Origin of the sequence: Bacillus pinisoli (assembly GCF_023036475.1) — a bacterium.
Classification (GTDB): Bacteria; Bacillota; Bacilli; order Bacillales; family SA4; genus Bacillus_BS; species Bacillus_BS pinisoli.
The window spans coordinates 69,274-95,474 of sequence record NZ_JAJQKI010000006.1; the positions used below are offsets into that span (position 1 = coordinate 69,274).

A 26,201-nucleotide genomic window follows, 5' to 3' on the forward strand; every position below is an offset into this window, starting at 1 on the left:
AGACTTAGTTAAGAGATATTTTTTTGCTTTATAGGGAATTTTAATATTGGTTTAAAAAATTACTATTATAGGATGTGAAGTAAATGACGCATCGTAAAAAAGGTTGGGCTCATTGGGGGAATTCATTCTTATTCCTTGGTCCTACTACTTTTTTCTTTATTATCACGGTTGCGATCCCGTTTCTTTATGGAATTTATATAACGCTTAACCGAATGAGTACTCCAGTTGATCCAATGGTGTTTTCTGGACTTGAGAATTATGTAAATGCCGTACAGGATACTAAATTCTGGGAATCCATGTGGTTAACACTGAAGTTCGTATTAGCAACTGTTTTCTTTGTAAACATAGTAGGGTTTGGTTTGGCATACTTAGTTACATCCGGGTTACGTATACAAAATTCTTTAAGAACAGCTTATTTTACACCAAACTTAATTGGTGGACTTGTGCTTGGATACATCTGGCAGTTCATATTTGTACAGTCTTTACCTGCATTTGGTAAAAGATTTGGTATTGAATGGTTAGAGCTAGGGTGGCTAGGTGATCCAACAATGGCATTCTGGTCAATGGTTATTGTAATGGTGTGGCAAACATCAGGATATATGATGATTATCTTTATTGCAGGGCTCATCAGTATTCCAAAAGAATTAATTGAGGCATCTAAAATAGATGGAGCGAGTTCATTTAGAAGGCTCATTAACGTGACAATTCCACTCATGGTACCTTCTTTTGTTGTAACGGTCTTTTTGTCATTAAAAAATGCTTTCATGGTCTATGATTTAAACTTCTCACTAACAAAGGGTGGACCTTTTGGTAGTACAGAAATGGTGTCCATGCATGTTGTAAATAAAGCTTTTATTGAGGCGAATTACGGAACAGGGCAAGCAGAGGGGATCATTCTTTTCTTAATTGTTGCTGTCATTACCGGTATTCAAGTTTACTCAAGTAAGAAAATGGAGGTTGAAGCATAATGAGAACACAACGAATCGTGACTTCAACACTAGCCTATATCATCGCTATCGTAGCGTTAGTTACATTTATCTTCCCGTTTGTGCTATTAGTAATTAACTCGTTTAAGGATAATGGAGAGATTCTTACAAATCCATTTTCATTACCGGTAAACTGGGATTTTGGACAGTTTATGGAAGTAATAGAGAAAATGAATTTCTTAGTAACTTTTAAGAATACGTTTGTTATTACCTCCTTAAGTACATTGTTTATCGTTATCTTTTCAGCGATGGCAGCTTACCATATGGTAAGAAGACCAACGAAATATAATAAATTCTTCTTTATCATTTTAGTAGCTTCCATGGTTATTCCGTTTCAGACTTTAATGATTCCTTTAATTTATATTTATGGTGCGAAACTGCAATTAATAGATGCCATTCCAATTCCTTTGTTGATTTTCTTTTATATTGGATTTGGTAGTGCACTCTCCATTTTTATTTTCCATGGGTTTATTAAATCCATTCCAGTTGAAATTGAGGAAGCGGCAAGAATTGATGGATGTAACACCATCCAAACTTTCTTTATCATTGTGTTCCCGATGTTAAGGCCAATTGCGGTGACAGTATCCATACTAAACGTTCTTTGGATATGGAATGATTATCTACTTCCTTCTTTAGTATTAAATAACGAAGCAGTATATACCATGCCGGTTATGATGAAGGTGTTTAACGGAACGTATATGAACAACTGGGAATTGCTAATTCCAGCTATCTTATTAACGGTACTACCAATTCTAATCCTTTATATGATTGGTCAACGTGCCATTATTAATGGAGTTATGCAAGGATCTATCAAATAGTCAGAGTTATAAAGGAGATATATATGAAAAGAATATGGTGGAAAGAAGCGGTGGTCTACCAAATCTATCCTCGCAGTTTTATGGATAGTAACGGAGATGGCATTGGTGACCTGAAAGGTATTCTCTCAAAGCTAGATTATTTAAAAGAGCTGGGTATTGATGTTATTTGGTTATCTCCTATCTATGAATCGCCAAATGATGATAATGGATATGACATCAGCGATTATTATGGGATTATGTCAGAGTTTGGAACAATGGAAGACTTTGATACATTACTTGAAGAAGTTCACGGAAGAGGAATGAAGCTCATTATGGATTTGGTTGTGAATCATACTTCTGATGAGCACCCTTGGTTTATTGAGTCCCGTTCTTCGAAAGATAACCCAAAGCGTGATTATTATATATGGAAGACTGGTAAAGATGGTGGCCCACCAAATAACTGGGAATCCTTCTTCAGTGGATCGACATGGGAATATGATGAAGCAACGGGTGAATACTACTTGCATTTATTCACCAAGAAGCAACCTGATTTAAACTGGAATAACCCTGAAGTGGTAAAAGATATATACTCCATGATTAAGTGGTGGTTAGATAAAGGAATTGATGGATTCCGTGTAGATGCGATTAACCATATGGGTAAAGCAGAGGGATTCCCTGATGATCCGAATCCTGAAGATCAGAGATGGAATACAGGATATAAAATGTTTTCAAACCTTCCACAGGTGCATGAACAGCTACAAAAATTAAATAAGGAAGTTTTAAGTCATTACGATATCATGACGGTCGGTGAAACCTCTGGTGTTGGACCTCAAGAAGCCCTGCTCTATGTAGGAGAAGACCGTAATGAATTCAATATGGTGTTCCAATTTGAACATACAGGGATTGATTCTGGGGTTCAAGGAAAATGGGGAGTCGAGCCGTGGAGTCTGCTGGATCTAAAGAAAATCATGTCAAAATGGCAGACAGAACTGTATGAAAAAGGTTGGAATGCATTATTCTTCAATAATCATGACCAACCAAGAGCGGTTTCTCGATTTGGAGATGACAAGAAGTATTGGTCAGAATCAGCTAAGTTACTGGCTACCTATATCCACACACTATCAGGTACACCTTATGTTTACCAAGGTGAAGAAATTGGAATGACAAATGTCGCTTTTGATTCAATTGAATCTTACCGAGACGTGGAAATTCTAAATTATTACCGAGAGAAAGTGGTAGAGCAAGGTCAAGACCGTGATGAAATCATGAAGAGAATTCATCATAAGGGTCGAGACAATTCAAGAACCCCAATGCAGTGGAATACCAGTGAGCAGGCTGGATTTACTACAGGTACACCTTGGATTGCAGTAAACGAAAACTACCCGACCATAAATGTTGAGGATCAATTACATGATCCACATTCCATATTTAATTATTATAAGGAACTCATTCAACTCCGTAAAAAGCATGATGTGTTTGTTTATGGTAACTATGAGCTGATCCTTGAAGAGGACGAGGAAATCTATGCCTATACTCGAACTCTTGGAGATCAGAAGTTACTAGTCATACTTAATTTCTTCGGGGGAACACCTACTTTCCGCTTACCTAATAGCTTAAAAGTAGAGGCGAAGGAACTGTTAATAAGTAACTATTCGGTTGAAGAAAACGAGCAAATTGAAGAAGTAACATTAAAGCCTTATGAAGCGAGAGTGTATTTGCTGAAATAAAGATTATTCGACAAGTGCCTGTCACCTGTCGATTGTAGATGCATATAGTTCTTGTTTAGTTAAGCTAAATATAGCAAAATAGGAGTGCAGAGTTCATATGAGCTCTGCACTCCTTTTTATTTCGTAGTAATAGAATGATAGTAATCGTATGAATGAAAAGGTACTTGTATGATTTGGAGGCGAATATGGCTTATACATCATTGACCCAGGCTAAAAATAAGTTGATTAATTCAATAGATTTTCTAAGAGACATTCTGCCAGGAGTAGGTTTAGTTACGTTAATTGGATTTTTGGCTAATTCAATAGGACGAGAGTTTCCACTTATTGGAGGAGCGGTGTTTTCAATCATCATAGGTCTTCTTGTTAGAAACTTTCTAGTTGTTCCGTTTACGTTTAATAGGGGAATTGATTACACGCTAAAAAAGCTGTTAAAAGTAGCCATTATTTTACTAGGTTTTGGGTTTAGTTTTACTAGTTTTGTTTCAATGGGATTTAGCTTCTTTCTAATTACTTTACTTTCTGTCGTAATAGGCATATTCTTTACGTTCTTTATTGCTAGATTGGCTGGTTTACAGGGGAATATCCCATTACTTGTCGGGCTAGGTACGGGGATTTGCGGAGCTACGGCAATTGCAACAACTGCTCCGATTGTAAGAGCAAAGGAAGAAGAAATGGCCTATGCAATTAATACAATCTTTCTTTTTAATATCGTAGCGGTGCTTGTATATCCATTAATTGGTAGGCTTATAGAATTATCAGACCTTCAATTAGGGGTATGGGTAGGTGCTGCGATCCATGATACGTCTTCAGTTGTCGCAGCTGGTTATGCTTATAGTCATGAAGCAGGAGATACATCGGTGGCGATTAAATTAATCCGGACCTTGGCATTAGTACCTGTAGCAGTCATCCTCTCCTTCTATCTCTCGTATCAAGCAAGGAAATCGAGCACGATAATCCAAGAGAAAGTGAATATCAGTAAGATTTTTCCTTATTTTATACTTGCTTTTGTTGGAGCTGCTATGATCAATACTTTATTTTTACTTCCTGTATCATTTGTAGAAACAACAACTTCAGTTGCAAAATTTCTTATTGTAATGGTAATGGCGAGTGTTGGTTTAGGAACGGATGTTAAAAAGATAAAAAGTATTGGAATTCGTCCACTTCTTGTTGGATTCATATCATCTGTCATCTTAGGGCTAGTTAGCTTAACACTTATTTATTTGCTCCTATAGAATGAATTAAGCTAAACTTAATTTACATGTCTAATCTACTCTACGTAAGTTTATAGATCTATTAATGGTAAAATAGAAGTACTCGAATTTTTAGTAAGGAGTGATCATATGAGAGTCGCTAACAATATGACAGAGTTAATAGGAGAAACACCGATTGTTCGTTTAAATAGAGTGGTCCCAGAAGATGCGGCTGACGTATATGTTAAATTGGAAATGTTTAACCCGTCAAAGAGTGTTAAGGACCGTGCTGCTTATAATTTAATCGCGACCGCAGAACAAAAAGGGATTCTTCAGCCAGGAGCCACCATTATTGAACCTACTTCAGGGAATACAGGTATTGGATTAGCAATGAATGCGGCAGCAAAAGGCTACCCTGCAATTATGATCATGCCTGACAATGCGACACAAGAAAGAATAAATATTTTAAAAGCGTATGGAGCGGAAGTTGTATTAACTCCAGCTGCGGAGAAAATGCCTGGTGCGATAAGAAAAGCCATAGAACTACAAAAACAAATACCTGGTTCCTTTATCCCTCAGCAGTTTGAAAATCAGGCAAATGCTGATATACACAGAGTAACAACGGCACAAGAGATTTATAAACAAATGGATGGTCGATTAGATGCTTTCGTGGCGACAGCAGGAACGGGTGGTACCATAACCGGTACGGGAGAGACACTAAAAGAAATGATACCGAATCTCCATATTACAGTTGTAGAGCCAAAAGGTTCACCTGTCTTATCAGGTGGCGAACCGGGTCCTCATAAGTTAGTCGGTACTAGCCCAGGGTTTATCCCTAAAATCCTAAACACTTCAATCTATGATGAAATCATTCAAATTGCAGATGAAGAAGCGATCGAGCTATTTAAACAATTACCCTTAAAAGAAGGACTATTTGTCGGACCATCAAGCGCAGCCTCTATCTATGCAGGCATAACAGTTGCCAAACGATTAGGAAAAGGTAAGCGGGTAGTATGTATTGCACCTGACTCAGGAGAGCGTTATTTGAGCATGAATTTATTTGAATAAAGATTTTTCGACAAGTGCCTGTCACCTGTCGAGTTGAGTTATAAAAAATAATGCCAGGCTGCTGCCTGGCATTATTTTTATAACATGGATACGACTTGGACATATAGGACCCCAATGATAAGGAAAACAACCCCAAACAGGATATTCCACTTAAATCCGTTTTCAGTAAGGCTTCGGCCATTCATGCTACTTAATAGTAGTAATGGTACTGTAACGGGAGCAACATACAATGTGACAGATACACCTAGGAGTAGGGACAAAGCGACGATATCGGTAGAATATCCGCCAGGTATCTCTACTAATATTCCAGACAACAAGACCATGGCTGGGATTGGTGGAAACCCACAGAAACCAAGTAGAATGACAATGAGTGTAAGACCTATAAGGATATTAAGGTTGAGCCAATCTACTATTAATAAAAATTGCCCAAAAAGCTCCTGACCAAATCCGGTCTCTTTTAATGTTCCTACTAAGATCCCTGCAGATAGCATAAGGAAGATTTCCCTTTTTTTCTTACTGAGGTCAGTTGTAATAAATTGAAACCATAACTGCTTATAATCTTTCATTGCTTTATTACTAATAAAATAACATGTGGTAACCACCACGATGACTAGTGGAACAGCTAGTAATATATCAATCATTAACCACTGGGTAGCGATGAAGATTCCACCCATTAGTAATGATACCCAAAATAAAAATTTACTGACAAGACCGTTGAGATTCTCACTAGCGTCTATCGTCAGATCGGGAATAACATCGACTAACACATTTTTCTTCCCTAACTGTAATCTGTATATGTATATGCTGAGCGAGATTCCAATTAAAGCTAGACCTAAGCCCTTGATCATTGTTGGAAAAAGTGGAGCATCTGTGCCGGCAATGACATAGGCAAAGGCGGGATGAACAGCGGTCCATAGAACGGTTAGAGAAAAGCCGCGAATGACAGCGGTACTCAACGTAAAATCCCACGGTAAACTTGAGACAGAAGGTCTTTTTGAATGCTTAAACATTTGATAAGTAAACGGAACGCCACCCACTGTCATGAAAGATGAAATGATATGTGAGAGAGAGGCGATGAGTGTATAAAAACGAACTGGGGTGGTCATTCTCTTTTTTCCAATCATCATAAGGGCCTTCACATATGGTCGATGACTAATCATCCAACTGACCATTCCAATTAACACGACTAATGTAACAATGGCGTTCATTTCCCGTAACCCCTTCCATAAGGCAATAGGAGAGGATGCGGTCATCCAAACGATGAAAATAGATAGTGAAATTAATAGAAGAGGAAGAATAAGTTCTTTTTTGGGATAGACGATAAAAGTCGTAACCAGCATGAAGACTGCCATGTAAGACTGTACTTCTTGTAACCAAGGTTGCTCCCATATGGTAGATAGTAAGTATAATAGTATAAATAGAACGAGTGAAACAGTAAAAAAGGTAGATAAGAGTTGAGTAATAGGTAAACTTTTTTTCAAGGTAGCGACACTTCCTGTTGGAATTTTTATCCTAATTCTTGTTATCTAGTATACAATGATAAGGGATACTCTGCACGGCTCTATTTTATAGTTATATAAATGAATAGCTCAGAATATGACGATAGTAGCTTAATGTGTAGTGATTGTGACTATGAACGTAAGGCACTAAGAGTAAAGGAGAGTGTGATGATGAGTGAGTTAGAACGAATTGAACAAACAGAAAATCCGAATACTAAAAAAAGTTTGAGAGAGGCCTTTGAAACACTAGGAATAACGGAGGGAATGGTTGTGATCGTCCATTCGTCTCTAAGTTCTCTAGGATGGGTCTGCGGTGGACCTGTCACTGTGATTCAGGCTTTGATGGAAGTGGTTGGAAAAGAAGGAACGATTGTGATGCCAACGCAAACGGCAGATAACACTGACCCGTCAGGTTGGCAAAATCCTCCTGTGCCACAAGAGTGGTGGCCGATCATTCGTGAGGAAATGCCTGCCTATGATCCGCTCGTCACACCCACGAGAGGTATGGGGAAAATCGCAGAAGTTTTTAGAACAATGCCAGACGTTAAGAGAAGTTTACACCCTATCTACTCTTTTGCTGCATGGGGTAAGCATGCGGACTATATCGTATCCGAACAACCACTAGAATCTGGATTTGGACCAGAATCACCTCTAGGAAAGATGTACGAATTGGACGGCTCCATTTTGTTAATAGGTGCTTCACATGATAGTAATACATCCCTGCATTTAGCGGAACATGCTATTCCAGGTCGAAACAAGGTTCAAAAAGGAGTCGCCATGACGGAGAACGGTCAGCGTGTATGGAAAACATACGAGGAAATTGAATATGACTCAGATGTATTTGAAGAGATAGGCCGTGCTTTTGAAGAAGCGCAACCTATTCAGTCGACAGTAATCGGGAAAGCTACATGTAAGCTACTAAAACAAAGGCCAATCATTGATTTTGCAAGAGAGTACTTTAATCAAAAACAAGAATAATAGAAATAGGATGGTACTTGGATGATCTGAACCAAGTAGCCATCCTTTTATCTTACCTCCCAGGTGCCTGTCACTTGTCGAATTCGACAAGTGACAGGCACCTCTTTTTTTCCTTAATAATAGTAAAACTTAACCTCTACCTTTGCTTCAATATCAATTTGCCCTGGTTGAATAGGAGTTGAAGTGTCTCCCGCCTGCTCAATGCTAAATAACGTTTGGTAAGGGATCGGTGGTTGGCTTGGTGGTTGTTCAATTATTTGTATGGGAGTCGGATGAAGGGTAAGGCCCATGGTTGTGGTGAGTGTTTGGGCGGTGGTATAGGCATTTCTTAATGCTTTTTTTATGGCCTGTTGGTAATAGAGTGTTTCATCTTTTAGAGAAAATTGAAGATTACCTACACGATTTGCCCCGTTTTTTACTGCTGTATCTATAATAGCTCCTGCTTGTTTCACGTCTCCTAGTGTGATAGAGAGTAGGTTCGAAATTTCATAGCCGAGAAATTGTTGCGAACCTTGTTTGTATTCATAGAGTGGTTGAATCCGATAATCCGAAGTTTGAATGTTTTCCTCAGTGACTCCAAGTTGTCGAAGAGATTGAATAACGTTTTGGGTAATGCGTGCATTTTCTTGTTGAGCAGGAAGAAGTTCTTGATTTCGGGTGACTACCCCTAAAGCGATTTTGATTTCGTTTGGTTGAATAGAAAGAACACCAGTACCATAAACAGTAAGTACTTGTTTATGATGATTAGTTGTCTTGCCAGCAGAATAATGCATATGACGATCTTCCTTTCCTGTGTTATTCCAAAAAATACTAAAAAGGGCCAAGCGAAATCGTCTGGCACCTTTTATGGATTTAGATATTCTCCATTAATTTCTTTGCAATTCGCTCGTAATCATCACGATCAATGCCTGGTGCGAATTCTTCTGGAAGGTCATCTAAATTTGGAATAGGAGCACCTTTAGGAGAGCCTTCTTTTACAATGAGTTGGTCTCCACTTTCTGGGTTTGTTCCTTTCCATATTCTTGATATGTCTTGATAATCCCCGACATCATTCCATGTATAAAGGATATTCCCAATTCCTTGGTCCTCAAATTTACGAGCATGATCAAACTTTCGATTCGATAAGTTGGGGATGGGAACCATTTTCTTTACATCGACCCCTGTTGCAATTTCTAATGCCTTTGCATAGGCCAATACATGAGTACCACCACGTACTAATAAATACCCAATCATCTCCCGTGCTGTCTCGTGTTCCGTCATTTCATATACTCTCATTTTGTGAGTACGAGCACCCACTTCTAAGAAAAAGTTATGGAGTAAATCCAGGACAAGGTTTCCACTGCTAAACACATTGTCACCTGTCCAAGCACGTCCCATTGAATCCCCTGCCAAAGCGGTCTGGGCTGTTGCGATAAATTGATACGTATTTCGACTGTCTTTCCCTGCTCGTAGAGGGGTTACATCCGGATCTCCGGTGTAGAAGGTGTTTCCTCTAGAAAGTAAATTAATGGTATTCGAAACAAGCTCAACATGACCAAACTCTTCAGCGGTAATGCTGGCAACAAGGTCATAAAAGGGTTTAAGTTTATCCTTACGACGGAAATTAAACGATTGGTACATATAATTATTTAATGTCGACATCTCACCAAATTTTCCGCCGAGTAGCTCTTGAACGGCAGCAGCTGCATTAGAGTCACCATGCTCAGGAATAGGTAAATCAATTAACATGCGGTTTTCACGTTTAAACATGACCTTCCTCCTTATCCTCTTGGAATAACCCAGACAATTTGTTGTGTACGGATAAAGAAAGGAGATCCTCCTGACTCTACGACGATATGATCGGGCATCACGGTAACTAACTTACCTGTAACGGTTCCCTTAGTAGTCTCTACTACGATAAAAGCTCCAATAATGCCCTGAAGTGTTTGATAGACATAGGGGTCAATTATGCTCATAAAAGATGGTGGCTGTTGGTTCATGGTGTCACTCCCCTTATTCTGGAAATTTACTACCTAACTATATGAAACTTTTTTTCTATTTATAACGTATGTTTTACTGGGACAAAACGTAAAGTTCTATGTTTGAAGTAAGAGCCTCTATAATAAAGGTGATATAATAAATTCTTATAAAAGTGCTTGACGAAAGAAATGAGGAAGACCGATGGAGTCAGTTAAACAGAAATTGATCATATATGTTGAAGTCATAAGGAAATTCTGGAGAGAGAAAAAGATTAATAAAATCCTTCTATTACTCTTTCTTTTATTTATTTTGTTCATTATGGCCTTCTTTACTTTTATGGCGGCGACCGCAAATGTAGCATCTCTAAAAAATGGTCTTAGTCAAACTACAATTATTTATGACCAAGAAGGAAAAGAAGCAACCAAAATTGTGACGAACCGAACAGAGGGTGTTTCGTATGATGAGATCCCTGAACATGTACGAAATGCTATTGTTGCCATTGAAGACCAACGTTTTTATAAACACAATGGTTTTGATCTAAAAGGGATGACAAGAGCCTTTTTTAAAAACCTAGTATCTGGACGAATAACAGGTGGTGGAAGTACAATTACCCAACAATTAACTAAAAATGCCTTGCTCTCTCCTGATAAAACTTACAAACGAAAAATTGAAGAGTTGTTCTTGGCCGTTGAAATAGAGAAGAACTATAAAAAAGAAGAAATCTTAGAGATGTATGTAAATCAAGTGTATTTTGGAAGCGGGTCATGGGGAATTAATCAGGCATCAATGAAATACTTTAACAAGGAAATTAGAGACGTTACCATAAGCGAAGGTGCGCTATTGGCAGGCTTACTTCAAGCTCCTTCTGCTCGAAATCCATACAATCACTACGACAGAGCAATCGATCGACGAAATGTTGTCTTAAAAGAGATGGAAGATCAAGGATATATAACAAAGGAAGAGTATGAACGAGCTATACAAGAACAGATAACGTTAGAAGATGGTGGAGGAAGTACCATTAAACGAGATTATCCTTATTACACAGATGCTGTAATAGACGAGGCCATCAATCGCTATGGTTTATCGCAAGAGGAAATCTTAACAAGAGGATATCGCATTTATACGCAAATGGACCAAAATATTCAAGCAGCAATTGAAAAAGCGTATAACAAAGATTCTCTTTTTAAGAAGGGAGTTCAAAGCTCAGCAGTCATCCTTGATCCGACTTCTGGAGGTGTCAGAGGGCTTGTTGGAGGTCGAGGTGAATATGTATTTAGAGGATTTAACAGGGCGACTCATATGAAAGCTCAGCCAGGGTCGACACTAAAACCTTTTGCTGTTTATACGCCTGCCCTAGAAGAAGGCTATGTAACAACGTCCATTTTGAAAGATGAACCTTTAACGTTTGGTGATTATCAACCACAAAATGCCTCTAGAGAATTTGAAGGTGATATGCCGATGTATGAGGCTTTAGAACGTTCTCAAAATGTACCAGCTGTTTGGCTTCTAGATCAAATCGGGTTACAAAAGGGACTAGATTCCATTAACCGCTTCGGGATCACTCTTGAAAAAGAAGACGAATATTTAGGCGTCGCACTGGGTGGTATGCATAAAGGCATATCTCCCTTACAATTAGCAGAGGCATATTCTGTTTTTCCGAATAAAGGAATTAAACATAACAGTCATCTCATTGTAAGTATTGTTGGTCCTACCGGGAATATTATAGCTGAACATAAACCAGAGAAGAAAAGGGTTACATCTGAAGTGGTTGCAAACGAAATGACCTCCATGCTCCTAAATGTTGTAGAGTCAGGGACAGGTCAGGGAGCTAGATTGGAAGGGATTGAACTGGCTGGGAAAACAGGCTCGACTCAACTTCCATACGGAGATATTAACGGAACGAAAGATCAATGGTTTGCGGGCTATACCCCAAATCTTGTGGGTGTGGTTTGGCTTGGATACGATATAACAGACCGAGAACATTATCTCCCAAATAGTACGGCAAAAAACGTCGTTCCTATCTTCCATGCCATGATGGAACAAGCAGTAAAGTATACCGAACCTGCTGAGTTTGATGTGGTATCCGTTAATGCGAGACTAGCGGGGGAAACAAAGCCAGAAAAGTATGATGAAGTAAAAGAAGAAGTAAAAGAAACAGTGAAAAAAGTAGGAGAAAAGATAAAGGAAGAAGCGCCTGGTTGGAAACAGCAATTGGATGCGACATTAATTAAAATAATTGATAAAGTGATCGAGGGTATTGAAAATATTCGAGAGTGATTTTAAAAAAACAGAGGGTTCCGATTTAAAACCGTTTTGTTTTGAGGTGCAATATAAATAACATATTAAATGGCATAGGAATTGACCTGTGCCAATTTCTTTGGAAAAGAGCTTTTTCATATCTTTAATAGAAAAAAGAAATTTATAATGACATAATAAATCTAAATTACAATAGTATCACTTAAGTTAATAAGGAGGACTATTTTTATATGGTTATACCTATCTTTCGTATATTTGATATTGAAAAAACAAACTCATTTTACGTAGATTATTTAGGTTTTAAAATAGATTGGGAACATAAATATTCGGAAAATATGCCAGTTTATTTCCAAGTTTCTTTAAATGATGTAGTTTTACATCTATCTGAACATCATGGTGATTCTTCTCCTGGAGGCGCAATTCGAGTTAAAATACAGGAGTTAGTAAGCTTCCATTCCTTACTATTAAAAAAGGGATATCCATACTCTAATCCTGCCATTGAAAAAACACCCTGGAATACTCTTGAATTGACAGTGATCGACCCTTTCTCAAACAGAATTACATTCTATGAGGAAATTGAATAACTTTTCAGGAGCTTCAATAATATTTGTTAGTAATATATGTACTTGAAAGAAAGAAGGAAAGTTAAAAGATCGGTCGATAAAAGGAAATTACGCAATTAATTTTGGTGTAAAGTTCTTGTTAAGCTAGTATTGCTGAACTATCAACCTTTCAAAAACTTACTATACATAAACTTAATATCGAAGAGATAAGAACCTGCTATTTAAAAAATAAGCTGTTTGACACATCCGTAGTAACCAGTATGTCAAACAGCTTATTTTCTATGAAAATTTTTATTCCATGCAACCAATGGGTACTTTCCCCTATCTAATCTATTGAAAAACAAAACAACTAGTAAGGAGGTGTCTGAATGGGATCACTAAAAGCTTTAGTTAAAAAGGCAAAAAAGGGCGATGGAGAAGCGTTTGTTTCACTCATAACGCAATACGAAGATGTATTGTATCGGACCGCAAGTAGATTGTTGAATAATGATGAAGATGTATCTGATGCTATGCAGGATGCTATTATCTCGGCTTATGAAAAATTACATACTCTGAAAAACGATGAGTACTTTAATACTTGGATATGCAAAATCCTAATTAATAAATGTAACAGTTTACTAATGAAGAAGAAGAATATTTCTGTGATGAATGAACATTTACTCCCTGAAAAAGGTAATGATGAATTTCAGAAAATAGAATTAGAAGATGCACTTAATAGTTTGAATGAAATTTACAGGTTGGCACTGATTTTATACTATATTGTCGGATTGAATGTTAAAGAAATTAGTGAATTTTTAAAGGAACCTGAAGGAACCGTTAAATCTAGACTTTCGAGGGCAAAGTTAATCTTGAGAAATAACTACTATAAACATGAGGGAGTGATAGTCTATGAAAAATAAATTCGAAAAAGAGTTTAATCAAATGATGAATGAAAAGAAGGAAATACCTGTTAAAGTAAGGCAATCGCTAGATCATTCCTATGATATTATTCGTGCTAAATCAAAAAAGAAAAAAGCCAATTTCATTTGGAAAAGAGTAGCTACTGCCGCTTGCGCTCTTATCGTAACAGGTGTTGTCCTTACAAATGACCAAGTACTGGCTGGTGTTAACGAATTCTTTAACTTTGGAGATAAGGGCATAGAACAAGCCGTAGATAATGGATTTACACAAGAAAATAATAGTGTAGTTACCGACCAAGGTATTATGATAACACTAGATAAGCATTTTTCAGACGCCAATAAATTAGGTTTAAGTTTTCAGTTAGTATTTGAAGATTCTTCAATTCTAAAAAATGCAAAAGAAGTTTCAATGGATTATCGATTAAAAAATGGAAATGGCGAATACATCGTGGAATTTGTACCAGATACAAAACTCTTGAAGGGTGACAATAGTTATATTTCTGGTTCAGAACATCAAACCCCAATATTTGATGTGAAAACAGGGAGAATTTATTTTGATGTATTGATTAATTCCAATAAAGGGATAATACCAAATTTAAAAGATGCTGTTCTAGAAGTAGAAAGTGTCAATGTCTTTTATGGTACAGAGGAAGTCAATAAGATTGATGGAGATTGGATACTGCCATTAGCCAACAAAGATAAGGAAAAATCAGATTCTACTGTTCAATATGTGATGCAGGATCCAACATCTATCATCCAAGTTTCTAAAGCTAACGCAAATCCAACATCATTAAATCTAACATTTTCATTAGATGGGACATTTGATGAAAATACTTTTGCAGATATGAAAATCATTGATGAAGAAGGTAATGAATATTTAGCAAATGGTTTTAATAAAACTATAGAAAATAACAAAACGAATATTTCAACAAACTTTCCAATTTCATCTTATAACATTTCTAATAAGCTGAAACTGACCTTAGAGGGAATTGGTGAAGTGGAGTTACTAAAAAAGTAGATAGTAAACAAACCCTGAACTTTCTTGTTTAGTTAATGACAAGGAGGATTCGGGGTTTGATTTATGATGAAACTTTTGTCATTGTAGAACTATCTTTTGCTGAGGAAAACCTTTTCTGGTTTTGGTCAGAGAGGAAGAAACCTTAATTAGGGGATTACTCTTTTGAATTGACTTTGATGTGGTGGTTTTATAGAGCTAACGAGCAGCATTTCTGTTATGGAGAATTGGTTCGTCATCCGTTTGTTTGTGACGCATTTCACTTATAGGGTGCATTTGCTGATCAAAATGCATTGGCCTTTCTATGATTGGAGAGGATTAGTTGAACGGGATATATATTCTTACTAGGGAAAAAATACCTTCAAGATATTTAGGAGGTGCCTTAAATGAAAAAGTTATATTTATTCCTTATCTTTGTTATGTTAATGATTTCATCTACTACGACATATGCAAACTTACCAACCAAAACAGAAGCAACAAGAGAAAATCTATTAGAAGATGCTGTTATAGATTTGTTAGTAAAACCAATGTTTGCGGCAGTAGATGATTATTACGGAACAACCTATGAAATAGGCTCTTTTTGTGAGAGGGTTATAGAAATAAAAAAGCTTCATCATCCTGGTTCTTGGCTCTTTGAGGCCAAGATTGAGTTTGTTACATTTACTGGTCCTCATAATTTTATGGATATATTTACAGTTACATTAAAAAAAGATTGGGAAACAGAGGGTCAATGGGTAATGCAGAAGTACGATGTAAGAAAATATGACCCGAAAGAAAATTATGAATGCCGTAGTCCAGCCTAATTGTTATTAAAGCAACGGTTGCTTTTTAAGTTAGGCAGCTCTCTATTGGCTTGCACCTCTAATTGGTGTATTTTCTTTAAATCAAGGAAACATATCACTGAGGTGATTTACATATATGAAAAAGTTAACTTTAATGACCATTACAATTACAAGTTTGTTCTTTGCTCCAAGTCAGGGTTTCGCTCAACCTGAAAAATGTCCAGTTCTAAGCGAATTAGAGACAACATCGATTAAAGATAGAGAAGAGATAACCAGAGCATTAAATACTCTAATACCCAAAACTTATGGAGCTGGAATAGAAGGTTTCCCTGACATATACACAAAATGGAATATTGTAACTGCCAAACCTTTTCCTAAAACGGTTGGGGATGAAGAAGAAGCCTATTTTGGAATGGCCAAGACCTTTTGTGGAAAAGAAATTGCAGCAAAATCATGGCTTGTGCGTTTAGAATTTCCCAAAGCACCTGGTGCTAACTTGGCCCAAGGTCAAATATTTTTAGCAAAAAGTAAGGAAAAAGGATGGTTTGTTTGGTTTCGATACCATTAGTCTGCTATTCCTTATAAACGAAAGGGCTTTAATTGAAGAAGACGCTTTATGTCTTCAGGACTAAAAAAAACCTTAAATTAAAAAATGGCGTGTCAAAACTGTTATCAGTTTGCACGCCATTTTTAATACAATTACATGGTAAATGCACCCCAAAATGGAACGTTCTATTCCAATTGCCACTCTAATTTTTGGTGAATTATTAAGAAGGCTCTACTCTATAATTTTGTACTTTTGATTCTTATTTATCTAGTAACCTTCCCTTGTATATACTAAGACATCAAAGTTCTATTAGTTAGAAAGGAGCAACTCTCTCTATTAAAAGTACCGTCGAAAACAGCCTGTAAGAACATTACTTTGTTACACTATGTAACAACTCAACATTCGTTGGATTTGAAATGGTTTGTTTTACGACGCAGTAACGCTCTGTTAAGCGAAGTAATGTGGCAAGTTGTTCTTCGGAGGCATCCGTATCTAAATCAAACTTAAGTCGAATGTCAGCAAATCCGACTGGTGTCTCTTTTGATACACCTAATGTTCCACGGAAATCTAAATCACCTTCTGCTGTGATTGTTCCACCATTAATTTGGATTTCAAGTGAGGTGGCAACAGCTTTTAATGTTACACCCGCACATGCCACTAATGCTTCAAGTAGCATATCACCAGAACAAGCGGCCATTCCAGTTCCACCTGTAGCAGGGTGTAGGCCTGCTTCTACAAGAGCTTTACCTGTTTTAACACTACAACTTACACCTTCACCTATTGTTCCCTCAGCTGAAAGAGTAATCATTGCCTCCTTAGGCTCTTCACGATACTTTTCCTTAAGAGGGGTTTGTAATTCACGCAATTCTTGACTCTTCATCTCAATCTCTCCTCATCTTTAACAGTTCTTAGCGTATTAGTGGTCTAAAGAAATTTCTTCACCTCTTGAACGCTTATTGACATTTAATAGTAACATAAATTGGTAAAATTGTCTTAATTTTAGCTCAATTTATGAAATGCCTTATCTTCTGACGGGAAACTACTAACTAGAAAAGGTATAATAAAGTAAGAGAAGAAGAAATTAAACTTATATAGTAATGAATGTAAGGAGTAGTTATTCTGTTACATAAAAAGGAGATCCAATGACAAAAACAACGGGTTGGAAGTTTGATAACAGTTATGCAAGATTACCGGAAACATTCTATCGCCTGACGAATCCGACATCTGTAGCATCACCGAAGCTTATTATAGTAAATGATTCTTTGGCAACTTCACTTGGGCTTGAACCAGAAGAACTAAAGAATGAGGAGAATTTGTCTATTCTAGCTGGAAACAGTATACCAGAAGGTGCATCTCCCTTAGCTCAAGCATACGCAGGACATCAGTTTGGGTATTTTAATATGCTTGGCGATGGTCGAGCCGTACTTATTGGGGAACAAATCACTCCAAGTGGTGAACGCGTTGATCTACAATTAAAGGGAGCAGGCAGAACACCTTATTCACGTGGTGGAGATGGCCGAGCAGCAATCGCTCCAATGCTAAGAGAATACATAATAAGTGAAGCCATGCATGCACTTGGCATCCCGACAACTAGGAGTCTTGCCGTTGTTACTACCGGTGAGAAGATTCAGAGAGAAGTATTGCTACCAGGTGCTATCTTGACACGTGTAGCTTCTAGTCACCTTCGCGTTGGCACTTTTCAATATGCGGCTCAATGGGGAGAGAAGGAAGAACTCCAGACACTCGCGGATTATGCAATTGAACGGCATTATCCCACTATAGAAAAAGACGATTCACGCTACTTACATCTATTAAAGGAAGTTATAAAGCGCCAAGCATCTCTAATCTCAAAATGGCAATTAGTAGGCTTCATTCATGGTGTTATGAACACTGATAATATGACAATTTGTGGAGAAACCATTGATTATGGGCCATGTGCCTTTATGGACACGTATAATCCGGCGACTGTCTTTAGTTCGATTGATAGAGATGGCCGTTATGCGTATGGAAATCAACCTCCTATTGCGGCTTGGAATTTAGCAAGATTAGCAGAGAGTCTTCTACCGTTACTTCATGAAGATCAGGATGAGGCCGTAAAAATAGCACAAAATGAAATTGAACAATTTCAAGCGTTGTATAAATCAAATTGGTTAGCTGGAATACGAGCGAAGTTAGGCTTGTTTAATGAGGAAGTGGAAGATGAAACTCTTATCTTACAGCTACTCGAACTTATGCAGAAGTATAAGGCTGACTATACTAATACTTTTCGTTCTTTAACAGAAGGTAATCAGCGTGATACAAGTTTATTTCGTTCAGATGAATTTTCAGGCTGGCATGAACAATGGTCAGAAAGAAGAAGTCGACAGGAAAAAACAATAGAGGATTCAACTGAGCTGATGCGAAAAACAAATCCTTCGATTATTCCGAGAAATCATCGGGTAGAGGAAGCGTTAGAAGCAGCAGAAGATGGAGATTTTAGTGTAATGGAAAATCTTCTAAAGGCAATTTCCAATCCTTATGCTTACTCATCAGAACAGGGACAGTATTGTTCACCTCCACCTGAATCAATCATACCGTACCGTACATACTGCGGTACCTAGTGAAAAAAAGCGATGACCCGTTATTACGAGGTTATCGCTTTTATTTACGCTCTTTTCTAAAACTTTGTTGTTTTTCAATGTTATCAATCAGCAATTTCGCCATATTTATTAGGATTAAACTGATTTTTAAAAGGTTAGAAAAGAGCAACTCTCTAGATGTAAAGCAGAGACTTTGTATTAACAAGTAAAAATCCGGCTTCCTGAGATTTTTACGAAATCAACAATCTATATGAAAACAGCCTTTATTCATGAATGAATGTTTACTTTTGTTCCAATTGGAACTATTCCTGCAAGTTCCTCAACATCCTGATTATACATACGAACACACCCCAATGAAACCGCCTTTCCAATTGAACTTGGATTATTGGTACCATGAATGCCATAGTGCTCTTTAGATAGACTCATCCACATCGTTCCGTAAGGTCCACCAGGATTCGGCGCTTTATTAATGATAATAAAATCACCGACCGGGGTCTGGTGCAGCATCCGTCCTACCGCGATGGGGTATTGCTTCTGTAGTTGACCATTTCTAAATAGCTTCAACCATCGATTATTTATGGAAATTTCAATCTGAAAGGGAATGGTTTGGGGATTTGGTAGTCCAGGTATGACGATTGACTGCCCGGGATATATCATATTTGGATTAATTGTTGGATTGGCTTTCATAATATCTAACAAGTCTACCCGATAATCTCTTGAAATCTGGTATAATGTTTCTCCCCATTTTACCGTATGATTCATACCTCACCTCAGAATTCGGACATTTTTACTTCATTTATATGATGCACATGGAAAAAAGATACGGCTTTTGCTGTTAAGGCAAAATCTACTAGAATCTAATAATTTCATATTAGGTGTTATTCCTATATACTAGATAAGTCTGATAAAAAATAATAATTTCACATTCATATAAATTCTTGTTGAATAGGTAGAGTTTTTTGAAGGAGGAGTACAAATGACGACAACTAAAGGAGAAATGTGGGAAGCAGAGATCAAAAGTTTGGATCAAAAAGGCTCAGGTCAAGCTGAAGTATGGCGTAAAAATGAGCTAGGGAATCCAAAGAAACTGAGACTTATTATCCCGCAAACATTACCAGGAGAAAAAGTACGTGTGATGGTTGATCAACCAGAACGTAAATTAAGAAAAGCTATGCCGGAAGAAGTACTTGAGGTGCATCCAGAGAGAATGTCACCACCATGTCCACACTTTGAACGTTGTGGTGGATGCGTGTGGCAGCACTGGCAATACGAAGGACAACTAAGACATAAGACCAATCATGTTAAACATGCTATAGAGGAGCAAGGATTTAATCCTGAATTGGTCCAAGATACAATTGGTGTCGAATCTCCATGGCATTACCGTAATAAAATGGAGTTCACCTTTGCGCCAGATGGTTCATTAGGATTACATGAACAGGGGAATTTCCGTAAAATTATCTCACTTGAAACATGTTTAATTGCAGGGAAAGAAATGGTAGAGGCTGCAATGGAAGTAGCTACTTGGGTAAAAGATCATCAGTTAAAGGGATATGACAAAGACCTTCACGAAGGGTTACTTCGACACTTGATGGTTAGACAATCATTTGCCACAGGAGAAGTAATGCTAGCTCTATTCGCAACGGAAGCACCGAATACCCACTTGAAAGATGCGGTTGAAGATTTAGTAAAACGTATTGAAGAGAAATTCCCTCAAGTAAAAAGCTTATTATGGCTTGAGAATACAGACTGGGCAGACCGAACGCAATCGGAAGAGAGCCATGTGCTAGCGGGACGAGACTTTATTTATGATGAAATGGACGGGTATCGTTTTCGACTATGGTTCAATACCTTCTTCCAAACGAATCCCGTTCAAGCACAAAAATTAGTTGATCTAGCTATAGAAATGGGAGAACCTAAAAAGTCGGAGAAGATGATTGACCTATTCTGTGGTGTAGGTACTTTCTCACTACCGTTTGCTAGTAAGGTAGGGAAGCTTGCAGGTATCGAAATAGTAGAGAGTTCGATTGAATCAGCAAAACGAAACGCAAAAGATAATGGACTAGAAAATACATTCTTCTTAGCGAAGGATGCAAGAAAAGGTATTGATGAAATTCTTGAAACGTTTGGAAGACCAGAGCTTTTATTATTAGATCCACCGCGTTCAGGTGCAGGCGGTAAGGTGATGCGTAAAATTGGTCGTTCAAAGCCAGAACGAATTGTCTATGTCTCCTGTAATCCAGATACGTTTGCTACAGATATTAAAGAATTAGAACAGTTTGGCTACACATTAGACATTGTTCAGCCTGTTGACTTATTCCCTCACACCGTTCATGTTGAGGTTGTAGCAAAGTTGACATTAAACAAAGATCTTAACTAAAAACAATTTAGGTTTTGTTTAGGAAAGGTAAACTATGAAAAGAAGAAGAGGATTAAATCTCTTCTTCTTTTTTTAGGCTCTTTTCTATTTAATTAAAAGATTTTTAAATAATTGTTTAAATAGTTGTTAACTTTTAACTTATAAAGACGTCCTATAAGTGGAAAGGAGGAGAGTGATTGAGGGAAGCAGATCTGCACCAAATCTTACAGGAAAAAACTGAAATCATTTATAAGTACTTACTAAAAATAGGAGCAAATCCTCGTGATGCTGAAGATGTGACACAGGAAGCTCTATATAAGTTTCTTATATATATGGATTCCATTGATCCGAAAAAAGCACTTAGCTGGCTTTTTCGTGTTGCCATTAATCAGTATTATGATTTATGTCGTAAGCAGAAAAAACAAGTCATGGTAACACTAGAAAACTTTGAATTTATTGATGACTCTCCCTTGCCTGACCACTATATGGAGAAACGTGAAATGGGGAGTGACATCCAACTAGTTCTTGATCAACTGACTCCACTCTACAAGCAATTACTTTTATTAAAATACGATCTGGAGCTGAGTTATGGAGAGATAGCCGACATGCTAGATTTAAATGAAGGTACATTAAAAACGTATTTATTTCGTGCAAGAAAAACATTTAAGGAATTATATAGGAAGGAGCAAATGAAATATGAAGGACTATAAAGAAGATGAAAAAGAAAGAGAGCTTAATGACCTCTTTGGAAAAGACTCAAGCGGCGCATCATTTGAGAAGATTGTAAAAAAAGCAAAAAGAAAAACCATAGTACGTAATATTTTAATATCGTTACTAGTTATGATCGTGTTAATTGTTGCTCTAGGTTTTTCGTGGTTATCTATGATGAGAGCGAATCAAGAGAAGGCGATGCGAGATGTGGAATTATTTAGCCATATCACGCGTCCCAATGTAGAGGAATTAGGATTCCAAAGCCTAGGGAACGGTCTTTTTGAAGGAATTCTCTACTATAATCGATATAAGGAGATTGAAGGAATCCCGGTAGATTGGAGTCAGGAGGTTGTGACTTACAGTCTATTCGGCGGGGTTAGTAAGCTGTTAGGTGATCATACCCCAATCCAACTTACTGACCGGAATGATGGGATGACCAGATATTTTGACCGTGAAACGAAGCAAAGAATCATGGAATTCTATCACCCTCTCATACAGTATGATTTTATAAGAAATGACGTAGCTAAAGTGAAAGAATTACCGAAAGAGACTCTGGTGGAGTTGGCTCTATCTTTTAACAAAAAGTACACACCAGAAGAAGTACGGAAGTTGATGCCAGACGGAGTTACAGTAAAGTGGTTCTGGGTAGATACTTATTCTAATCTCGACATGCTTAAGGGAGAAGAATTTGAAACAGAAGCAGGTGAGATTGAAAAGATACCTGCCGTACCTGAGCTTGCAAATGATATATATGGGTTTGAAGAATTTCAAGAAGATCCTTCTCTTAGCAAAGAGAGATTTATAGAGGATATAAAGGCAGGATTGCATGTAAGAGAAGGGAAATATTTTAGTGAATATCAAAGAATTAATAACTATCTAATGGGTGATTCTACGGAACTATCCTCCGATCAAATATATATATTGGGAGTAGTGGTAACAGGTACGGCTGAAGAAATGAAGGAACTTGAGAAGTTGGAGTTCTTCCGATCTGCTGTACTTGGAGTAACAGTAGATCCAAATGAATAAATATGATTTTCCAGAGACTGAAGCTTAGCGGCTTTAGTCTTATTTTGTTTCTCATGGTTATTTTCTAAAGGCTCTTTTCGTATAGATTGTTGCTTTCGTAAAAATCCCCAAATCTGGATTTTTACTTGCTGGTTTAATGTTGTATGCTTTTCATCTAGACAGTTGCTCTTTTTTAAACGAACAATACGGCACTTATCGTTAAAAGTGATCTTATCTTCAGATAAAGCCTTTCTCATTAAACCCTCATGAAGCTAACTACAAAGAAGTGAAGGAAACAGTAAGAGCAACTATACTTGAATCAAAGATTCAAGAGGAGTATTCCGTATGGTTAGAAGAAAAAACGGTTGAATACGAGATTGAATATCTATTAGAAGTTTAGACGATAGGAAAAGTACTTAGTGACATGACGGTTCCCTATATAGCTCTCTCCAATAATTGGTATTACTGAAGTATTTAGGATATACTATAAGGAAGGGGAAACCCCCCTGGTCTTCTGGTAGTCATTCTCTTTGGCAGAAGGCGAGACCAAAAGGAGGAGACCAAATTGAAACGAACTAAGGTGTATCAGGCTCAAGTAGGAGATGGCGTTCGAGAAAAATCAGTAAAAAGAACAAATTCATTTTTTAATACAATTGAAGAGGCCGTATTGGAAGCAATGGCTTTAAAAGAAAAGATGGATGCAACTTATAAAAATAATATAGATTGGGATTATACAAAAGAAATTACGAGAACAGCAAATAAAGTGAAAATTCTTAAAGGGTACCATGCTGGAGGAGAAACAAAGCCTTTTTACCTCCAAATAAAAGCTGTTGAATGTCAAGATAGCTATAGTATTGTCATTCCTAAGAAGCCGAAGAAAATGACGGTGCAAGATGAAAAAGTTCTCTCTACTGTGATGAAATTAAGTATATAAATCTAGATATAATATTGTTTGGTAAAATTTTGTTAGCTCATTCAATTGCTTATCTAGTGACACTCTGTTATGATTAAGAAGAATTATTTTTGTTCGGTCTGTAGGATGTAGGGAAGTATTTAAATTCTTCGCCCTTGATAACTAATTGAGCAATTATAGTACCAAATGTGGACTCGCTCCACCCAGGAGGATATTATTATGCAACAAGGTACAGTAAAATGGTTTAACGCAGAAAAAGGTTTCGGATTTATCGAAGTTCAAGGTGGAGAAGATGTATTCGTACATTTCTCAGCTATTCAAGGCGATGGATTTAAGTCTTTAGACGAAGGTCAAAAAGTTTCTTTTGACACAGAAAAAGGTCAACGCGGACTTCAAGCTACTAACGTAGTTAAATTATAATTTTTAGAAACTAGGCCCGGATATCCGGGTCTTTTTCTTTTTTGAGTGCTCATAATCCTCTTTCTAGGAGTGTAAGGTATAATGTTTCTGGAGGGTTAACATATGCAAAAGACTACTAACAAATATATATATACGTACGCTTACCGTAAGGAGGAAAATTCCTTATGCGAGCTAGAGCTTCGCGCCTTTTTTAACACAGACTTTATAGAGGATTCCTCTGTTATAGTGAGTAATATACTGGTGAATCCGAGTAGGAGTACATTTCTTAGGGACCGCATGGATGTTATGTTCGAGGGTGACTCCTTACAAGAAATCGTGGATCAGGTAAGAAGGATAAATGTAACACCACTGACCTACAAGGTACTATATTTAAAGGGTGAAGATGAAGGTCTAGAAAAAATAACGTTATCTGAACGCCGGAGAATCGAACGGGAAGTTGGATTGCAAATAGAAGGAGAGCCTGACCTACTGAAACCTGATAAGTTATTTGCCGTTATCATTGTTAATGGACGTTGGTATTTTGGTGACTATGAGAAAAGTGAGGCAGTCTGGTTACATCACCAAAAGAAACCAAATGACTATTCCACAGCGCTAAATACCAGAATGGCTAGGGCCATAGCAAATATAGCTGTCCCTTTCCCGGAAGGAATAAAAGCCATTGATCCTTGTTGTGGCATAGGAACTGTACTGGTGGAAGCCTTGTCGATGGGCATTAATATTGTAGGCAGTGACGTGAACCCACTTGTTCTTACTGGAGCAAGAGAAAATATTGCGCATTTTGGTTATACGTGTGAAGTGAAAAAGAGAGACATAAGAGATGTAGTAAATCGTTACGATGTCGCAATTATAGATCTACCCTATAACCTATGCTCTGTTATCACGCAGGAGCAACAGTTAGAAATGCTTCAATGTGCTCACCGTATTGCTGACAAGCTTGTATTAGTTACGATCGAAACAATAGATGATGTGATTGAAGATGCTGGTTTTACCATTCATGATCGTTGTGAAGTGAAAAAAGGGAAACTATTAAGACAGATTATTGTCTGTACGAAGGATTAATGGGTGGATCATCTGAAGTCGAAAAAGAGAGTCTTAAGTCTTTTACAAGGGTTTGTCTTACAAACAATAAGGACATGCTGAATGATAGGAATTTGTGTACACAAGGAGAAACAAATGAACAATTATAAACTAACCATACAATATGACGGCGGACGATATAAGGGATGGCAAAGACTGGGAGATAGCGATCAAACGATTCAAGCTAAAATTGAAAATGTTCTTTCTGAAATGGTTGGAGAAAAGATTGAAATCATTGGTAGTGGGAGAACGGATGCAGGGGTGCATGCCCTTTCACAAGTAGCCAATTTCAAACTTAGTGAAGCTAAATCGAAGTCAGAATCTGAAGTTATGACCTATTTAAATCGTTACTTGCCGCAAGATATTAGCATCATGGATGTTTCCATCGTTTCTGACCGGTTTCATGCAAGGTATAACGCAAAAGCCAAAACCTATTTATATAAGATTTGGAATAAAGAATACACTCATCCTTTTTTAAGAAAATATAGCATGCATGTAGAAAAGGAACTAGATCTTGCGAAGATGGAAGAAGCTGCAAAATTTTTTCTTGGAGAACATGACTTTACCGCGTATTCGAATGCGAAGTCTAAGAAAAAATCAATGGTACGAGAGATATATTCCATTTCACTAGAAGAAAATAATGGTTTGATTGAGGTTAGAATTCGTGGTAACGGTTTTCTATATAATATGGTTAGGAAAATGGTAGGGACGTTCATTGAAGTAGGACTCGGTGAAATTGAAGCGAAAAGTATACCGGAAATACTTGCATCAAAAGAGCGCGTACAGACCGGTGGATTAGCGGAGCCAGGTGGATTATATCTAGAGAAAGTAGAATTTTAAATGAGTAGTTTGTGTTAGAGAAATTTTACTATAT

At 37.3% G+C, this 26,201-nt stretch carries 26 protein-coding genes; 20 read left to right on the forward strand and 6 right to left on the reverse strand.

The window, feature by feature from the left end; translation table 11 throughout:
• Positions 1-83: 83 nt before the first annotated feature.
• From LT143_RS10510 to cysK, 5 genes are all read left to right on the forward strand, one after another.
• Positions 84-968: a carbohydrate ABC transporter permease gene (locus LT143_RS10510; protein WP_246942935.1), complete on the forward strand. Its 885-nt coding sequence runs from the start codon at positions 84-86 to the stop codon at positions 966-968.
• Positions 968-1,804, forward strand: a complete 837-nt coding sequence (locus LT143_RS10515) for a carbohydrate ABC transporter permease (protein WP_246942936.1) — start codon at positions 968-970, stop codon at positions 1,802-1,804. Before LT143_RS10510 ends, LT143_RS10515 begins: the two co-directional genes overlap by 1 nt.
• A gap of 23 nt (positions 1,805-1,827) precedes the next feature.
• On the forward strand, positions 1,828-3,510 hold the full coding sequence (locus LT143_RS10520) for a glycoside hydrolase family 13 protein (RefSeq protein WP_246942937.1): 1,683 nt from the start codon (positions 1,828-1,830) through the stop codon (positions 3,508-3,510).
• 185 nt (positions 3,511-3,695) lie between these two features.
• Positions 3,696-4,742 carry a YeiH family protein gene (locus LT143_RS10525; protein WP_246942938.1) on the forward strand — a complete coding sequence of 349 codons (1,047 nt, stop codon included), beginning with the start codon at positions 3,696-3,698 and terminating at the stop codon, positions 4,740-4,742.
• Positions 4,743-4,850: 108 nt separating this feature from the next.
• Entirely contained in the window at positions 4,851-5,768 is a 918-nt protein-coding gene (gene cysK, locus LT143_RS10530) for a cysteine synthase A (RefSeq protein WP_246942939.1), read from the forward strand.
• Between the two features lie 77 nt (positions 5,769-5,845).
• Here the strand turns inward: cysK and LT143_RS10535 are convergent, their stop codons facing one another.
• Positions 5,846-7,249: a hypothetical protein gene (locus LT143_RS10535; RefSeq protein ID WP_246942940.1), complete on the reverse strand. Its 1,404-nt coding sequence runs from the start codon at positions 7,247-7,249 to the stop codon at positions 5,846-5,848.
• 189 nt (positions 7,250-7,438) lie between these two features.
• Between LT143_RS10535 and LT143_RS10540 the strand changes: the two genes are divergently transcribed.
• On the forward strand, positions 7,439-8,245 hold the full coding sequence (locus LT143_RS10540; protein ID WP_246943099.1) for an AAC(3) family N-acetyltransferase: 807 nt from the start codon (positions 7,439-7,441) through the stop codon (positions 8,243-8,245).
• 113 nt (positions 8,246-8,358) lie between these two features.
• Here LT143_RS10540 and LT143_RS10545 read toward each other — a convergent pair whose 3' ends face one another.
• The 3 genes from LT143_RS10545 to LT143_RS10555 form a co-directional block, all read right to left on the reverse strand.
• A complete protein-coding gene (locus tag LT143_RS10545) occupies positions 8,359-9,018 on the reverse strand; it encodes an SIMPL domain-containing protein (protein WP_246942941.1) in 660 nt (219 codons plus the stop codon).
• 79 nt (positions 9,019-9,097) lie between these two features.
• Complete coding sequence (locus LT143_RS10550) at positions 9,098-9,994, reverse strand: manganese catalase family protein (RefSeq protein WP_246942942.1); 897 nt, start codon at positions 9,992-9,994, stop codon at positions 9,098-9,100.
• 11 nt (positions 9,995-10,005) lie between these two features.
• On the reverse strand, positions 10,006-10,224 hold the full coding sequence (locus LT143_RS10555) for a YuzF family protein (RefSeq protein WP_246942943.1): 219 nt from the start codon (positions 10,222-10,224) through the stop codon (positions 10,006-10,008).
• 181 nt (positions 10,225-10,405) lie between these two features.
• On the opposite strand from LT143_RS10555, the gene LT143_RS10560 reads away from it, so the two are divergent.
• The 6 genes from LT143_RS10560 to LT143_RS10585 all read left to right on the forward strand — a co-directional run bounded on the left by LT143_RS10560 (position 10,406) and on the right by LT143_RS10585 (position 16,287).
• Entirely contained in the window at positions 10,406-12,481 is a 2,076-nt protein-coding gene (locus LT143_RS10560) for a transglycosylase domain-containing protein (RefSeq protein ID WP_246942944.1), read from the forward strand.
• 209 nt (positions 12,482-12,690) lie between these two features.
• Positions 12,691-13,044 carry a glyoxalase superfamily protein gene (locus LT143_RS10565; RefSeq protein ID WP_246942945.1) on the forward strand — a complete coding sequence of 118 codons (354 nt, stop codon included), beginning with the start codon at positions 12,691-12,693 and terminating at the stop codon, positions 13,042-13,044.
• A gap of 347 nt (positions 13,045-13,391) precedes the next feature.
• Positions 13,392-13,922, forward strand: a complete 531-nt coding sequence (locus LT143_RS10570; protein WP_246942946.1) for an RNA polymerase sigma factor — start codon at positions 13,392-13,394, stop codon at positions 13,920-13,922.
• Complete coding sequence (locus tag LT143_RS10575) at positions 13,912-14,940, forward strand: DUF4179 domain-containing protein (RefSeq protein ID WP_246942947.1); 1,029 nt, start codon at positions 13,912-13,914, stop codon at positions 14,938-14,940. Before LT143_RS10570 ends, LT143_RS10575 begins: the two co-directional genes overlap by 11 nt.
• 383 nt (positions 14,941-15,323) lie before the next feature.
• Complete coding sequence (locus LT143_RS10580) at positions 15,324-15,740, forward strand: DUF3888 domain-containing protein (protein ID WP_246942948.1); 417 nt, start codon at positions 15,324-15,326, stop codon at positions 15,738-15,740.
• 115 nt (positions 15,741-15,855) lie between these two features.
• Positions 15,856-16,287 (forward strand): hypothetical protein, encoded by a 432-nt coding sequence (locus LT143_RS10585; RefSeq protein WP_246942949.1) that lies wholly within the window; start codon positions 15,856-15,858, stop codon positions 16,285-16,287.
• A 349-nt stretch (positions 16,288-16,636) separates the two neighbouring features.
• Here the strand turns inward: LT143_RS10585 and LT143_RS10590 are convergent, their stop codons facing one another.
• On the reverse strand, positions 16,637-17,146 hold the full coding sequence (locus LT143_RS10590) for an OsmC family protein (RefSeq protein ID WP_246942950.1): 510 nt from the start codon (positions 17,144-17,146) through the stop codon (positions 16,637-16,639).
• 262 nt (positions 17,147-17,408) lie between these two features.
• On the opposite strand from LT143_RS10590, the gene LT143_RS10595 reads away from it, so the two are divergent.
• Positions 17,409-18,866 carry a protein adenylyltransferase SelO gene (locus tag LT143_RS10595; protein WP_246942951.1) on the forward strand — a complete coding sequence of 486 codons (1,458 nt, stop codon included), beginning with the start codon at positions 17,409-17,411 and terminating at the stop codon, positions 18,864-18,866.
• Positions 18,867-19,112: 246 nt separating this feature from the next.
• Here the strand turns inward: LT143_RS10595 and LT143_RS10600 are convergent, their stop codons facing one another.
• Positions 19,113-19,607 (reverse strand): L,D-transpeptidase family protein, encoded by a 495-nt coding sequence (locus LT143_RS10600; protein ID WP_246942952.1) that lies wholly within the window; start codon positions 19,605-19,607, stop codon positions 19,113-19,115.
• A 214-nt stretch (positions 19,608-19,821) separates the two neighbouring features.
• Between LT143_RS10600 and rlmD the strand changes: the two genes are divergently transcribed.
• The 7 genes from rlmD to truA all read left to right on the forward strand — a co-directional run bounded on the left by rlmD (position 19,822) and on the right by truA (position 26,167).
• Entirely contained in the window at positions 19,822-21,222 is a 1,401-nt protein-coding gene (gene rlmD / locus LT143_RS10605; RefSeq protein ID WP_246942953.1) for a 23S rRNA (uracil(1939)-C(5))-methyltransferase RlmD, read from the forward strand.
• A gap of 176 nt (positions 21,223-21,398) precedes the next feature.
• Positions 21,399-21,911 carry an RNA polymerase sigma factor gene (locus tag LT143_RS10610; RefSeq protein WP_246942954.1) on the forward strand — a complete coding sequence of 171 codons (513 nt, stop codon included), beginning with the start codon at positions 21,399-21,401 and terminating at the stop codon, positions 21,909-21,911.
• Positions 21,898-22,938, forward strand: coding sequence for an anti sigma factor C-terminal domain-containing protein (locus tag LT143_RS10615; protein ID WP_246942955.1), 1,041 nt, complete (start codon positions 21,898-21,900; stop codon positions 22,936-22,938). Before LT143_RS10610 ends, LT143_RS10615 begins: the two co-directional genes overlap by 14 nt.
• Before the next feature lie 544 nt (positions 22,939-23,482).
• Positions 23,483-23,851: a hypothetical protein gene (locus LT143_RS10620; protein ID WP_246942956.1), complete on the forward strand. Its 369-nt coding sequence runs from the start codon at positions 23,483-23,485 to the stop codon at positions 23,849-23,851.
• A 198-nt stretch (positions 23,852-24,049) separates the two neighbouring features.
• Entirely contained in the window at positions 24,050-24,250 is a 201-nt protein-coding gene (locus tag LT143_RS10625) for a cold-shock protein (protein WP_246942957.1), read from the forward strand.
• Positions 24,251-24,352: 102 nt separating this feature from the next.
• The gene (locus LT143_RS10630; RefSeq protein WP_246942958.1) at positions 24,353-25,309 is read left to right on the forward strand and encodes a TRM11 family SAM-dependent methyltransferase; all 957 of its coding nucleotides are present in this window, start codon (positions 24,353-24,355) and stop codon (positions 25,307-25,309) included.
• 114 nt (positions 25,310-25,423) lie between these two features.
• On the forward strand, positions 25,424-26,167 hold the full coding sequence (gene truA / locus LT143_RS10635; protein WP_246942959.1) for a tRNA pseudouridine(38-40) synthase TruA: 744 nt from the start codon (positions 25,424-25,426) through the stop codon (positions 26,165-26,167).
• The last annotated feature ends 34 nt before the right edge of the window (positions 26,168-26,201 follow it).